Raw genomic sequence first — 13,999 nt, 5'->3', positions numbered from 1 at the left:
CGCTTGCTGCCTAATCCGGCCGCAGCGACTTGCGTCCCACCGCGTGGACCCGCTTCGGCCCCAGCGCGCCCGCCAGGAGCGGCCCGGCGAACAGGTTCGAGAACGCCTCGTCCAGGATGTTCAGCCCGCCGGTGAAAGCCCCGAACGCTGGCAGCACCAGGCGCTGGCCGTCCGTCACGAAGCAGCGGCGGCGCGTCGTGGCGCGGCCGCTGGTGATCTTGGCGGCCGGGTGCAGGTGGCCGGCGACCTCGCCAAGCTGGACGCCGGGCACGGGCTCGTGGCGCAAGGTCAGGCCCGCGACCGAAGCCTCGTCGATGATGTCGCCGGGCAGCACCTTGGGGCCGTCGGCGTCGTGGTTGCCCACCGCCCACACGAGCTCCCGGCCAACCGCCAAGCCCTCCAGCCGCCGATAGTCGTCCGCCGCCAGCCGCGCCTCGCCGCCGCCGTCGTGGAAGCTGTCGCCCAGGAAGATCAGCGTCGCCGGTGACAGCTGAGCGATCTCCCGGTCCAGGCGGTCCAGGGTCTCGCGGGTGTCGTAAGGCGGCAGCATCTGGCCAAAGCGCGCGGCGTAGCTGCTGCCCTTCTCGAAGTGCAGGTCGGCGACCACCAGCGTGTTCTCGCGCTCCAACCACAGGGCGCCGGACCAGCGCAGCATGACCTCGACATTGGCCAGGCCGACCCGCAGGCCGCCGCAGAGGGAAGGTTCGAAACGCGTCACGACATGGCCTCGGCGATCAGGTCTTCCTCGGCCTCGGCCAGGATCATTTCTCCGGCGGCGTCGCCCGGCGCGCGCTCGCGGCCGATCTCCAGCATGATCGGCACGGCGAAGGGCGAGACGCGATCCAGCCGCACATGGCGGATGCGGCCCTGCACGCGGGTCAGCATGTCGCCCAGGCGGGCGATGTCGAGCATGCCCGTAGCGGCGTCGTGGCGGGCGCAGCGGAGCATAAGGTGGTCGGGTTGGTGTTTACGCAGCACGTCGTAGATCAGGTCGGTGGAGAAGGTCACTTGGCGTCCGGACTTCTCGGCGCCCGGGTGGCGGCGCTCGATCAGCCCGGCGATCAGGGCGCAATGCTTGAAGGCCCGCTTCATCATGAAGCTCTCGTCCAGCCAGGCCTCGAGGTCGTCGCCCAGCATGTCCTGGGCGAACAGTTCGTCGAGATCCAGACCGTCCATCGGCCGCAGCGACCATATGTTCAGCGCGTAGTCGTTGCACACAAAGCCCAGCGGCCCGACGCCCAGGCGGTCCAGCCGCCGCGTCAGCAGCATGGCCAGGGTGGTGTGGGCCAGGCGGCCGTCGAACGGATAGCAGACAAGGTGGAAGCGTTTGCCGCGCTGGAAGGTCTCCAACAGCATCTCGCCATCGCCAGGAATGGCCGAGCGGACCTTCTGCCAGCTCAGCCATTCCTGTACGTCTGGCGGCAGGGCGGCCCATTCGCGCTCGTCGTGCATCATCTGGCGCACGCGGCTGGCCAGATAGGTGGAAAGCGGGAATTTCGAGCCGCCCCAGCTGGGCATCTTCGGGTCGTCGTTCGGCGCGGGCGAGACGAAGGCGTCGGCGCCCACCAGGCTGTTGTAGCGCCAGACCTGGCCGGCGAAGACGAAGGTGTCGCCCGGTGTCAGCTGCTCGAAATAGCCTTCCTCGGCCTCGCCGATCTTTCTCCCGCCCATGGGACGTTTGCCGCCGCCGATGCGGATGTTGATCATGCCCGGCGAGATGATCGCCCCGACGTTCATCCGGTGCTGCTGGCGGGCCTGGGCGTTGCGGGCGGTCCAAAGGCCTTCGGGCGTCTGCACGATGCGGCGGAACTTGTCGTAGGTGCGTAGGGCGTAGCCGCCGGTCGAGACGAAGTCGACGACGGTCTCGAAGTCTTCCCAGCTGAGTTCGGCATAGGGCCCGGCCGAGCAGACCTCGTCATAGAGGGCGGTTAGTTTGAAGGGCTCTGAGCAGGCGCAGCCCATGACATGCTGGGCCAGGGTATCCAGCGTGCCGATCCGGGCCGGCTCGCCGTCCAGGTGGTTTTCCAGGATAGCGTCGGCGGCGGCGCGGCACTCCAGCATCTCGAAGCGGCTGGCGGGCACGAACAGGGCGCGGCTGGGTTCGTCGAGGCGGTGGTTGGCGCGGCCGATCCGCTGGACCATCCGCGAGGCCCCCTTGGGCGCGGCCAACTGGATGACCAGGTCCACATCGCCCCAGTCGATGCCCATGTCCAGGGTCGAGGTGCAGACGACCGCCCGCAGTTCGCCGCGCGTCATGGCGGCCTCGACCTTGCGCCGCTGCTCGGCCGACAGACTGCCGTGGTGCAGGGCGATCGGCAGGTCGGCGTCGTTCAGCTCCCACAGGCGCTGGAAGGCGAACTCGGCCTGGAAGCGGGTGTTGACGAAGATCAGCGCCGTCTGGGCTTGTTGGATAATCTCATAGACCTCGGCCATGGCGTGCTCGGCCGTGTGGCCGGCCCAAGGGACACGGCCGCCGGAGACGAGCACCTCGACGACCGGCTGGGCGCCGCCGGAGCCGAGGACGAGGTCGATGTCAAAGATCCTCCCCCGCGAGCGGGGGAGGTGGCCCAGAGGGCCGGAGGGGGCAGGCTGGAGGTCGGCCGTGCTGGCCCCCTCCGTCGGCTCCGCCGACACCTCCCCCGCTTGCGGGGGAGGATCATTTCGCCCCAGCCACTTCCGTACCAGATCCGGATCATCCACCGTCGCCGACAGGCCCACCCGTCGCATTGACGGCGCGAACTGCTGCAGGCGCGCCAGGCCCAGCGCCAGCAGGTCGCCCCGCTTGGACGGCCAGATCGCGTGAGCCTCGTCGATGATCACGCAGCGCAGGTCGCTGAAGTATTCGCGCGCGCCCTCCCAGGCGCAGAACAGGGCTAGCTGCTCCGGCGTGGTCAGTAGGATGTCCGGCGGTTTGATCCGCTGGCGAGTCTTGCGGGCCTCGCCGGTGTCGCCGGTGCGGCTCTCGGCCACGATCTTCAGGCCCATCTCGCGGATGGGCGTCATCAGGTTGCGCTCGACATCGACGGCCAGCGCCTTCAGCGGCGAGATGTAGAGCGTGTGAACGCCAGCCGGCGTGTTGCGCGGCGGGCGCTCGGACAGCTCGATCAGGCTGGGCAGGAAGCCGGCCAGGGTCTTGCCGCCGCCGGTCGGGGCGATCAGCAGGGCGCCGCGCCCCGCGCGCGCCTTCTCCAGCATGGCCAACTGATGCTCGCGCGGGCTCCAGCCGCGGGCGGCGAACCAGTCTCGAAACTTGGGAGGAAGGGCGTCAGCCGCGAGCATTGACCGCGATATAGCATGTTCCCTTTCTGTTTCATCCGTCTTTTGAACCCGTATCGGGCGAGTCCGGTTGCGCGGCGTCCAGCGCGCGGTTGTCTGCCTTGACGCTCCCCTGGTCGATGCGACGATCCGGAAGCGGTGGGGATGTGATGCGTAGCAGAGTGCCGCCCGTGGTGTTGGCGTTGGTGTTGGCGTTGTCGCCGTCATTGTTGATGGGCGGCGGCGTTGCCTTCGCACGACCGGACGGTTCTTCCGAGGCCAAGGCGATCTTCGCGGCAGCCTTGAAGGACGCCCAGGGCGGCGACGCCACGCTTTATGTCGACCTGGCTCTGCTCTACCTGGACGGCGAGGGCGTTGACCGCGACGTGCCCCAGGCCCTGGCCTGGCTGCGCAAGGGCGTGGCGGGCGGCGACACCGACGCCATGGTCGAGCTAGGCAATGTCTATTTCGACGGCGCGGATGGGGTGAAGGTCGACCGCCGCGCCGCAATGAAGCTCTATGCCCAGGCCGCCCGGCTGGGCGACCCCAACGGCATGTACAATCTCGGCGTCGCCTACGAAGGCGGCGAGGGGCTGCCCGAGAATCCGCGCCTGGCGCTGGCCTGGTACCTGAAGGCCGCCGCCGCCGGTTCCGCGCGCGGCTATTACAGCGCCGCCGAGGCCTATCTGGACGGCGACGGCGCGCGGGCCGACACGGCCAAGGGCGTGGCCCTGCTGCGCAAGGCGATCGAGATGGGCTCGCCCGACGCCATGAACGAGATGGGCAGGCTGCACTCGGAAGGGACGGGCGTGCGCCTGGACCACGCCGAGGCCCTGAAGTTCTACCGCGCCGCCGCCGCCAACGATCTGGCGGCCGGCATGTCGAATCTGGGCGTCGTGCACCACAATGGCGAGGGCGTGCCGGTCAACTACACCCAGGCCATGCACTGGTTCCAGCTGGCGGCCGACCGCGGCTATCTGGAGGCCTGGTACGACCTTGGCGTCATGTGCGAGCGCGGCCAGGGCATCAAGGCCGACGATGAGCTGGCTTTGCGGATGTACCGCAAGGCGGCCGAGAGCAAGGACGCCGACCTGCGCCAGAAGGCCCAGAAGGCGATCAACCGCCTGGAAGGCTTCGACGACGATGAGGTCCCTGTCGTCTGAAGCCTCTGTTCTTATTCTGTTTCGTGGCGGTTTCTGCTAACGGAGTCGGGTGACCGCTTTCCCGCCGACTCTGGATCTCGCCCCCGCGCTCGTCGTGCTGCCCGGGCCGCGCGCGGGCGTGGCTGACGGGGCGGGCGAGGGCCGGATGCTGCGTCCCCCGGACGCCCGCGACCTGTTCGAGCATGGGCCGGTTCTGGTGGCCCACGCGGCCATGACCGCCCGTCGCCTGAACCTGTCGGCGCCGTCACGCCATGCCCGGCTGTTCGACGTGCTGGAGCTCTATGCCTTTGTCCGGCCGGCGACCTTCTGCGCCCCGTCGGCCGTGGGCCTGGCCATGGCGCTGGGTCTGCGCGAGCCGCACGGCGCGGCCGAACAGGCCCAGAGCCTGCGCGAGAGCGCCGACGCGCTGCTACGCGACCTGGCCTTGACGCCGGTTCCGTCGCGCGAGGAGGCCCTGGCCGTCGCCGAGACCCTGGCCAAGGCCGGCTGGTCGTGGGGGCCGGCCGTGATCGGCGCGCTGCGCTCGGTGCAGGCCGGCAACCAGTTCCGGGGCTCGGGCCTCGACGTCTGGGCGCGTCTGGTCGAGTGGGAGGACCAGGCCCCGCCCGGCGAGCCCGGCTCGCGGCCGATCGATCCCGAACGCGCCGGCGAGCGCCTGGCCGAGCTGCTGAAGCGCTCCGGCCTGGACGAGGTGCGCGAGGCCCAGATCACCTTCGCCAAGGAGGCTGCCTTCGCCTTCCAACCGCGCGAGCGCGAGGGCGAGCCGCGCATGATGCTGGCCGAGGCCGGCACCGGCGTCGGCAAGACCCTGGGCTATCTGGCCCCCGCCTCGCTGTGGGCCGAGGCCAATGGGCCGTCGGTCTGGGTCAGCACCTATACCCGCGCCCTGCAGCGGCAGATCGAGCGCGAGAGCCGATCGATCTATCCCGACCCCAAGGAGCGCGCCAAGAAGGCGGTCGTGCGCAAGGGGCGTGAGAACTATCTCTGCCTGCTGAACTTCCAGGAGCAGATCAACGGCGCCCAGCTGGGCAATGGCGACCTGATCGGCTTGGCCCTGACGACCCGGTGGGCGCGGGCTACGCGCGACGGAGACATGACCGGCGGCGACTTCCCCGCCTGGCTGCCGACGCTTTCCGCCGTACCGCCTTCCGCCCAGGCTAGCCCGTCGAACCTGGTCGATCGGCGCGGCGAGTGCATCCACGCCGGCTGCCAGCATTATCGAATCTGCTTCATCGAAAAGGCCGTACGGGCGTCCAAGCGCGCCGACATCGTCATCGCCAACCACGCCCTGGTCCTCACGCAAGCCGCCTTCGACGGCGCGCGGACCGCCCGAGGCCTGAAGGGCGACAACGAGACCACCAGTCTCAAGCGCATCGTCTTCGACGAAGGCCACCACCTGTTCGAGGCCGCCGACAGCGCCTTCTCGGCCGCCTTGTCCGGGGCCGAGGCCGCTGAACTGCGCCGCTGGATCCGCGGGCCGGAAGGGCGTGGCCGGCGGGGGCGGGGCCTGGAAGCGCGCCTGCTGGACATCCTGGGCGACCGCGAAGGTGCGCGCGGGGCGATGACCCAGGCCTTGCACGCGGCCGCCGCCCTGCCGGGCGAGGGCTGGTCGGGCCGGGTCGCGCCGCCGGACGGCCAGATCAATCCGATCGGACCGATCGAGAACTTCCTGGTCGCGGTGATCGAGCAACTGCGCGCGCGCACCAGCGAGCGGGGCGGCGGCGCGGATCTGGGCCTGCAATGCGACGCCCGTCCTGCAACCGATCTGGTCCGCGAGCGCGCGCCGGAGGCCGCCAAGGCCCTGGCGGCCATCGAAGCGCCCTTGCTGGCCCTGGCCCGCGCCTTGGAAGACGTTCTGGATGAGGACGCCGAGCACCTGGGCGCCTCCGAGCGCGCCCGGATCGAAGGCGCGCTACGCGGCCTGGACCGCCGCGCCCGCATGACCCTGCCGGCCTGGCGCTCGATCCTGAAGGCTATCGAGGACGAGGACGCCGAGCCCAGCGAGACCGATCCGGACTTCGTCGACTGGTTCGAGGCCACCTTCCTGTACGGCCGCGTCGTCGACGCCGCCTGCCGCCGCCACTGGGTGGACCCGACCGAGCCGCTGCGCGCGGCGGTGCTGTCGCCGGCCCACGGGGTGCTGGTGACCAGCGCCACCCTGGTCGATCCAGCCCTGGAGGATCCGTTCGCCCTGGCCGAGATGCGCACCGGCGCGGCCCGCCTGCCGACCGCGCCCAAGGTGCTGCGGCTGGTCTCACCGTTCGACTACGAGAACAACGCCAAGGCCTATGTCGTCACCGACGTGAACAAGGAAGACCCGCGTCAGGTCTCGGCCGCCATGCGCGAGCTGTTCCTGGCCGCCGGGGGCGGGGGGCTGGGCCTGTTCACCGCCATTCGACGCCTGAAGGCCGTGCACGAGCGCATCGCCGCGCCGCTGGCCGACCAGGGGCTGGCTCTGTACGCCCAGCATGTCGATCCGCTGGAGGTGGGGGCGCTGGTCGACATTTTCCGGGCCGAGGAGGACGCGTGCCTGCTGGGTACCGACGCGATCCGGGATGGCGTCGACGTGCCGGGCCGATCCCTGCGCTTGCTGGTCTTCGACCGGGTGCCTTGGCCGCGTCCCGACGTGCTGCACAAGGCGCGCCGTCTGCGCTTCGGCGGCAAGGGCTATGACGACGCCGTGGCCCGAGCGCGGATCAGCCAGGCCTTTGGCCGCCTGATCCGCCGCGCCGACGACCGAGGCGTTTTCGTCATGCTGGACGCCGCCGCCCCGACCCGGCTGTTCTCCAGCCTGCCCGAGGGCATCACCCTGGAGCGGGTCAGCTTGGTCGAGGCTATCGAGGCGACGGCGGCGTTCCTGGCCAAGAAGGCTGGTGGATAAAGCGGCCCTGACTCAAAGCCGTCGAATTTCTGCAATCGAGCCGCTCTAGAAGCCTCCTCGGGGATAGGCCGTAGGAGCGTAACGATGATCAGACCCGCCGACCCCGCGATCGACGAAGCCGCCGCCCCGTCGCGGGCGCGATCCGCCAGGGCCCTGGTGCAGGCGGTGCGCTGGCGCACCGGGCTCAGCCAGACCGACTTCGCCCGCGCGTTTCACATCGACCGGACGCTGCTGGAAGACCTGGAACACGGCGACGTCCGCCCCGACGCCGCCCTGACCGCCTACCTCCGCGTGATCGATCACGCCCCCGATGTGGTGCGCGAGGCGCTGGAGCGCGCCGGTCTGTAGCGGGGCTGTAGCGTCCAGGCGCGCGCGGCCGACGTAGCTGCTTCAGGTGAAGGAGCAGACGCATGCGGCGATGGATCGTGACGGCGGTTATGGCGTGGGCTTTGAGCGGGTCCGCTCAGGCCTTCGAGTTGACGCCCAAGGCCCAGGCGGCGCTGGCCAGGGGCGAGGCCTATGCCGAGGTCTCGCCTGATCCCGACGGCATTTCCGGCCGGGTGCGGGCGGTGGTCGACATCGCCGCGCCGCCGGAGAAGGTCTGGGCGATCATGACCGACTGCGCCACGGCTGGTCGGATGATCACCAATCTGGCCAGTTGCCGCATCCTGTCCGGCGACCAGCGCAGGGGCTGGGACATCCGCGAGCATGTCACGCGACGCACCTTCGTCTTTCCCGGCATGCGGATCGTCTTTCGCTCCGACTACGAGCCGTTCAGCCGGATCCGCTTTCACCTGGTGGAGGGCGACCTGAAGGTCGAGCAGGGCGAATGGCGCTTGCAGGCGCTGGACGGCGGGCGCCGCACGCGCGTGTTCTATGACAACCGTCTCGCGGTCGACTGGCCCGTGCCCAAGGGGATGATGCGCGAGGCGCTGCGCAAGGATACGCCCAAGGTCCTGATGAACCTCAGGCGCGCCTGCGAGTAGGCGGCGTTAGCCACCGAATTTAACGATCAATATCAAGCTTTCCTTGCGACGGAATGGCGACGCTTGGCCGTGTGAGCATCATGGGGCCGCGGAGACGGTCCAGACCTCTCCGCGGAGCGTTGCATGATCAAGCAGCTGTTCTTCTTCCATAATCCCAAGGCTGGCGGCACCTCGGTCGCCACCGCGCTGGCCGGTCTCTTCGAAGCCGAACAACGATGCCCCAGGATCGAGAACGACGCGGTGGAGCACGCCGCCCATCGTGGGCGCTACGGCGCCTATCGCGGCTATGACTATTACGGCGGCCATTACGGGCGGGACATTCAGCAGGCGATCGGTCCGGCGATGGCCTGCGTCACCAATTTCCGCTGGCCCGTGGCGCGGGTCATTTCGCTGTACCGATACTTTCGCCATGTCGTGGAGATCACCGACGCGGAGGCGGCCGATCCTCGGTTCCGATCGGTCGTCCTGGCCAAGATCCTGACGATGGACGACTACGTGACCTGCGACGACCCGGCCGTGCGCATCCACACCTGCGACCACCATTTCCGTCAGCTGACCGGTTCGGGCTGGTCAGGGGCGGTCGAAGGTGAGCTCGGTCAGGCGATGGACCTGATCGACCACATGCCGTGGTTCTTCGTCGCCGAGCACGCCTATGAGTCGATGATCTGGGCCGAAAGCGCCTTCGACGGTCGCCTCGCGGCCATTGATCGCCTGAACGAGACCCAGGCCCCCGAAGCGGCCCGCCAACTGGGGCGGCGGGCCTATCAGAAGCTGGACGGCCAGAACCAGTTCGACCTGGCCCTGTACCGTTACGCTGTCGATCGCCTTCTGGACCTGATTTCGCCGTCCCTTAGGCTCAGCGCCTGACCAACTAGCCGTCGATATATTTGATCAGCGTCGCCATGTTGGCGATGAAGGCGCCGGTCGAGATGCCGATCTTCGGGTTCGGATCGGGATAGGGCGAGGTGTCGTACTTGTCGCCGACCTTGGTCTCCGAGAAGTCGCCTGGCGTCGGCGTGGCCGGAGGCTCGCCGGCATAGGGCTGGCTGGTCGAGGTCAGGGGCGTGGGCCACCAGCCCTCGGCGTTCAGTTCCATTGTCAGCTTGGTGACCTTGTCGGCGTCGGCCGACACGGCCTTGGGGGCCGAGCTCGACAGGTCGCCCCCGACCGAAAGGTCCTCGACCGAGATGTCCTTGACCATGAAGTACTTAGGCAGCGGGCGCTGGCCCTTCAGCGGCGAGTGCTTGCTGGCCTCTTCCGGCGGCGTGGCCTTCAGTGCCTCGTAGCGGGCGCGCAGGCCTTTGACGTCCACGTTCCGGAATGACGAATAGTGGGTGACCGTGTTGTGCGGGTTCTCGTCGGTGAAGTAGCGGCCGCTGACTACGTTGGAGCCCGTGCGGTGCACATATAGCGGACGGCCGTTGCCGATCTGGATGAAGGTCGGATAGCGCGGCTTGCCCGGCATGACGTCGTCGGGCAAGCGCACCGAGTCCAGCCAGGCCAGGGCTTCGGGCACGCGCGCCAGATACTTCGGATCGCCGGTCAGCTGATAGAAGGTCATCATCTGCGACAGGCAACTGGCCGTGGCGTGGGTGGCGAAGGCCTTGGGCTCATAGGTGCGGGCGCCGGCCGGCTTCAGATCGGCCACGGTATGCTGCAGACCCCAGGCCGGCTGCGGTTGCGGCTGCTGGCAGGCGATATAGCAGTCCATGGCGCGGCGGATCGGCTCCAGGACGGTCTTATCGCCCAGGGCCTGGTAGACCATGATCAGGAACTCGATGTTCTCGCCGATCACGTCGTCGTTGAAGGTGATGAAGCCGGTGTAGTCCGGATTTCCGTGGTGGTGGAACTCGTCCTTCAGCGGATAGCGCTGCGGCCAGCCGCCGACCGGATACTGGCTTTCCAGCACGAACTTCAGGGCCTTCTCGAAGGCGGCCTTGTACTTCGGATCCTTCTTTTCGACGTACATGCGCAGCATGAACTTGCAGCACTCGGCGGTGCCTTCGTCGTCGAAGGTGCAGTTGCCGTAGTAGTGCTGGAATTCCTCGAGCCGCCAGCCGTTCTTGCCGATGGTGTCGTACCATTTCTTCAGCGAGGCCTCGCCGGCGAAGTCGCCGATATAGTTCCAGCCGCCGGCCGGGTTCTGGATGGCGATCAGGGCGTCGGCAGCCTTGCAGGCGGCGTCGTAGTAATAGTCGTCCCGGGTGGCGTGGTAGGCGTCCAGGAACAGGTGGCCGACCGTGCCGGTGCCGGGCGGCTGCACCCAGATCATCGTCGGGAAGGCTTCCATCTCGCCCCAGCGGCGCGTCAGATCGGCCGAGTAGGACCAGACATAACCGCCCTTGTAGGCGGCTTTCTCGACCATGAATCGGGCGGCCTTCTTCATGGTCCCCAGGGCGTCGGCCTTGGTCGGCGCGGCCACGGCGTTGAGCGGCAGACCTGCCGCAGCGAAGGCGGCGGCCGTGGTGGCCATCAGGCGGCGGCGGGAGAGGGGGCTGAGCGGCATGCGGAACTCCGGGTGAGGCGGAGCCATCGATGATCGGGAAGCCGCCGGCGCCTGTCTGACAGGCGCTATCTGAAAGCTCGAAGCGTGACCGGCGCCGAAACCGGCGCCCCCTTGTGGCTGTCACGCTGTACGGCTTTGGCGTTCCTCCCAGCCCATCCAGGCCCCGTCGTCTGCTGCAACGGTTTCAGACATCTTGCTACCGGTGTCATGGATTTGGCTACCCACTTTTTGCGACGGCTTCCCTCATTCTGGGATGGTCTGCGGCAGCGCGCCGCACCTTGGGCCGAGTTGTTGTGGGCAAAGGATTTCAAGCGTCGTGGCGTCCCCATAATGGGGGGTGCGACAGGGCGACACGTTGCTTGTGGACTCTCGTTCGGCGAAACAACGCCTACCGATTTAGAGGCGACTCCGCCGCGCTGGAACGAGCGCAGCCGACGCTGTCCTGTTGGGGAACAGGACGACACCCCCGGGCCTCATAAGGTCCGGGGGTGTTTTCATTTAGCGCCATGCCCCAGCCGTCGTGACATTCGGCGCGTGTCCAAACAATGGTTAATGAACGGTGTGCGTCCAGCGGTCGCATGGCGGCCTCGTTCATGTTCTATAAACGTTTGCGGCATGGGGAACCGAAACGATCATCTCAGCGAAGCGAAGCATCTCGAGCGTCAGGCCGAGATCGCCGACAATGGCCACGCCCGGGCGGCGCTGTTGCGCATGGCCCAGGCCTCGCGCGGCGCGGCGGCCCTGATGGGGCTGTTCGAGGCTTATGGCGATGAGCGGCCCGCTCTGAGCCTTTAGGCGGTTTCGCCTAGGCAGACGGCCACGCAGCGCCGGGCCAGTTCTTCCGTCGCATCCAGGAACGGGACCGAGAGGTCCGCGGCGCTCAGCACCAGCGGCACTTCGGTGCAGCCCGCCACCACGCTCTGGGCGCCCTTGCCGACCAGCCTGTGGGCGAGGGCGGCCATGGTCTCGCGCGAGTCCGGGCCGATATGGCCCTGCTTGATGCGATAGAGCAGGGCCATGAACTCGACCTGCTCGTGGTCGTCCAGCATCACCACTTCCAGGCCCATGTGCGAGAAGCGGTCACGATAGAGACCGAGCGCCAGGCCGGTGCCCAGCACGCCGACGACGCTGGCGCCCTTGGCCTGTGCGGCCAGGCCGGCGGTCTCCAGCATGTCGACCAGGGGCAGGCCCGAGGCGCGGACGTCTTCCGCATAGGCATGGGCGGTGTTGCAGGCGATGGCCAGCACCTGGGCCCCGCCATCGCGCAGGCCAGCGGCCATGGCCGCCAGCACCGGGCCGGGATCGGAGGTCGAGACGTTGCGGTCCGGGACCTTGGGATTGATGTCGACCAGCACCCGCAGGTGGTCCTGCTCGCGCTTGACCGGCGTGGCGGCCTGCAGCTTGGCCAGGAAGTCCAGCGTCGCCGCCGGACCCATGCCGCCCAGAACGCCCAGAACCTTGCTCATCAGAGGGCGGGCTCCAGGACTGACTGGTAGCCGAACAGGCCTTGCGCGCCGCCAGTGTGCAGGAACACGACCCGCTCACCCTTGAAAGCGCCCTTGCCGGCCTGGTCGATCAGGCCCTTCAACGCCTTGCCCGAATAGACCGGGTCGAACAGCAGGCCTTCGGTGCGAGCCGCCAGGGCCAGGGCGTCGATCACGCCCTGGTCGACGAGACCATAGCCTTCGCCGACATAGTCGCAGTCAGCCACGACCATCTCGCGCTTGACCCGGCCAGCCGCGCCGATCTTCTCGGCGGTGGCGACGGCCAGGTTGAACACGTTCTCTTCCTGCTTGGGCTTGGGCGCGCGGACGCCGAAGCCCAGGATCGGAATGTCGACCGAAAGGGCCGCGAAGCCGGCGACCAGGCCAGCGTGCGTACCGGCGCTGCCCGTGGCTGTCACGAAGCGGTCTATCTTCAAGTCCATCTGGTCGGCCTGGACCACCAGTTCGCGGGCGCAGTCGACATAGCCCAGGGCGCCGACAGTGTTCGAGCCGCCGCCGGGGATGACATAGGGCTTGCCGCCGCGCTGGCGGACGCTCTCGGCCGTGCTCTCCAGTTCGGCGACCATGTCCGTGCCGCCGGGGACATAGCGGATCGCCGCGCCCATCAGCTTGTCGAGCAACACGTTGCCGTTGCCCATGTAGTCGCTGGCCTTGGAGCCGGTGCGCTCCTCCAGGATCACCTCGGTCTTCAGGCCATAGCGCGCGCCGGCGGCGATGGTCTGGCGCACGTGGTTGGACTGGACAGCGCCTTGCGTCACTAGCGTATCGGCGCCCTGGGCCAGGGCCTCGCCGAGCAGGAATTCCAGCTTGCGGGTCTTGTTGCCGCCGCCGGCCAGGCCCGTGCAGTCGTCGCGCTTGACCCAGAGATCGATGCCCAGCGCGGCGCCCAGGCGGGGCAGGGGCTCCAGCGGCGTCGGCAGGTGGGCGAAGCGGGCGCGGGGAAAGCGGGCGAGGTGCATCGGTAAGGTCCCTGACGGAGTCGCCGCCTCTGTTAGCACGCCCGGCGCTCGATGCGATGGCGACGCTTCGACGGACCGCGCGACGGTGCTATGATCACATCATAAGCGGCCGGCCATAGAGACCGGCCCCATGGGAGGAAGACACATGCGAGCGATCCCTCTCGCCGCGCTCTGCGCCACGGCCGTCCTGGCCGCCGCCGGAGCCGCCGGCGCCTCGGACCTGATCATCGGCGGCGGTTCGGCCAGGGAATGTTCCGATGCGGCCGAGAAGGGCCGGACGGACAACCGCGCCGTCCTGGCCTGCACCACGGCCCTCGAGGTCGAGACCCTGAACTTCCGCGACCGCGCCCGGACCTATGTGAACCGTGGCGTGCTGCAGATGCGCCAGCGCCAGTTCGGCGCCGCCCGCGCCGACTTCGACGAGGCCTCGAACATCGACCCGAACCTGGGCGAGGCCTATGTGAACCGCGGCGCGACCTTCGTGGGCGAGGAGCGCTATCGTGAAGGCGTCGAGCAGATCGACAAGGGTCTGGGCATGGGCGTCAAGGCGCCGGAAAAGGCCTTTTTCAATCGCGGCCTCGCCCATGAAGGCCTGGGCGACCTGACAGCCGCCTACAGGGATTATTCGCGGGCGGCCGAACTGAAGCCGGGCTGGCTGGCGCCGAAGACCGAACTCGCGCGTTTCACGGTCAAGCGGCCCTGACGCACAGCGCGTCGTCGGCTCGCTCTAGTGGCTAGGAGTAT

Annotated in this window: 12 protein-coding genes; 7 read left to right on the top strand and 5 right to left on the bottom strand. The window is 68.5% G+C overall.

Features of this window, described 5'->3' with window-relative positions:
• Positions 1-10: 10 nt before the first annotated feature.
• Together pdeM and CSW62_RS16845 are read right to left on the bottom strand one after the other, a co-directional pair.
• Complete coding sequence (gene pdeM, locus CSW62_RS16850; RefSeq protein ID WP_099579752.1) at positions 11-718, bottom strand: ligase-associated DNA damage response endonuclease PdeM; 708 nt, start codon at positions 716-718, stop codon at positions 11-13.
• The gene (locus CSW62_RS16845) at positions 715-3,279 is read right to left on the bottom strand and encodes a ligase-associated DNA damage response DEXH box helicase (RefSeq protein ID WP_099579751.1); all 2,565 of its coding nucleotides are present in this window, start codon (positions 3,277-3,279) and stop codon (positions 715-717) included. The genes pdeM and CSW62_RS16845 overlap by 4 nt, the downstream gene beginning before the upstream one ends.
• Positions 3,280-3,425: 146 nt before the next feature.
• Between CSW62_RS16845 and CSW62_RS16840 the strand changes: the two genes are divergently transcribed.
• From CSW62_RS16840 to CSW62_RS16820, 5 genes are all read left to right on the top strand, one after another.
• Positions 3,426-4,418: a tetratricopeptide repeat protein gene (locus CSW62_RS16840; protein WP_158235456.1), complete on the top strand. Its 993-nt coding sequence runs from the start codon at positions 3,426-3,428 to the stop codon at positions 4,416-4,418.
• A gap of 49 nt (positions 4,419-4,467) precedes the next feature.
• Positions 4,468-7,299, top strand: coding sequence for an ATP-dependent DNA helicase (locus tag CSW62_RS16835; RefSeq protein ID WP_099579749.1), 2,832 nt, complete (start codon positions 4,468-4,470; stop codon positions 7,297-7,299).
• 84 nt (positions 7,300-7,383) lie between these two features.
• Positions 7,384-7,647, top strand: coding sequence for a DNA-binding transcriptional regulator (locus CSW62_RS16830; RefSeq protein WP_099579748.1), 264 nt, complete (start codon positions 7,384-7,386; stop codon positions 7,645-7,647).
• A 62-nt stretch (positions 7,648-7,709) separates the two neighbouring features.
• Positions 7,710-8,285, top strand: a complete 576-nt coding sequence (locus CSW62_RS16825; protein WP_099579747.1) for an SRPBCC family protein — start codon at positions 7,710-7,712, stop codon at positions 8,283-8,285.
• Positions 8,286-8,408: 123 nt separating this feature from the next.
• Positions 8,409-9,152, top strand: coding sequence for a hypothetical protein (locus CSW62_RS16820; protein WP_099579746.1), 744 nt, complete (start codon positions 8,409-8,411; stop codon positions 9,150-9,152).
• 4 nt (positions 9,153-9,156) lie between these two features.
• Here CSW62_RS16820 and CSW62_RS16815 read toward each other — a convergent pair whose 3' ends face one another.
• Positions 9,157-10,791: a pectate lyase gene (locus CSW62_RS16815; RefSeq protein ID WP_099579745.1), complete on the bottom strand. Its 1,635-nt coding sequence runs from the start codon at positions 10,789-10,791 to the stop codon at positions 9,157-9,159.
• 615 nt (positions 10,792-11,406) lie between these two features.
• On the opposite strand from CSW62_RS16815, the gene CSW62_RS16810 reads away from it, so the two are divergent.
• On the top strand, positions 11,407-11,586 hold the full coding sequence (locus CSW62_RS16810) for a hypothetical protein (RefSeq protein ID WP_099579744.1): 180 nt from the start codon (positions 11,407-11,409) through the stop codon (positions 11,584-11,586).
• On the opposite strand, the gene CSW62_RS16805 is transcribed toward CSW62_RS16810, so the two are convergent.
• Both CSW62_RS16805 and CSW62_RS16800 read right to left on the bottom strand, forming a co-directional pair.
• Positions 11,583-12,257, bottom strand: a complete 675-nt coding sequence (locus CSW62_RS16805) for an aspartate/glutamate racemase family protein (RefSeq protein ID WP_099579743.1) — start codon at positions 12,255-12,257, stop codon at positions 11,583-11,585. The two genes, CSW62_RS16810 and CSW62_RS16805, sit on opposite strands and share 4 nt — an antisense overlap.
• Complete coding sequence (locus CSW62_RS16800) at positions 12,257-13,255, bottom strand: D-cysteine desulfhydrase (protein WP_099579742.1); 999 nt, start codon at positions 13,253-13,255, stop codon at positions 12,257-12,259. The genes CSW62_RS16805 and CSW62_RS16800 overlap by 1 nt, the downstream gene beginning before the upstream one ends.
• Before the next feature lie 145 nt (positions 13,256-13,400).
• Here CSW62_RS16800 and CSW62_RS16795 point away from each other — a divergent pair, with 145 nt between their 5' ends.
• Positions 13,401-13,958 carry a hypothetical protein gene (locus CSW62_RS16795; RefSeq protein WP_099579741.1) on the top strand — a complete coding sequence of 186 codons (558 nt, stop codon included), beginning with the start codon at positions 13,401-13,403 and terminating at the stop codon, positions 13,956-13,958.
• The last annotated feature ends 41 nt before the right edge of the window (positions 13,959-13,999 follow it).

This window comes from Caulobacter sp. FWC2, from assembly GCF_002742625.1.
In the GTDB taxonomy this organism is placed as follows: domain Bacteria; phylum Pseudomonadota; class Alphaproteobacteria; order Caulobacterales; family Caulobacteraceae; genus Caulobacter.
The sequence above is the reverse complement of the archived record's forward strand: the minus strand, read 5'-3'. Positions and strand labels throughout refer to the sequence as shown.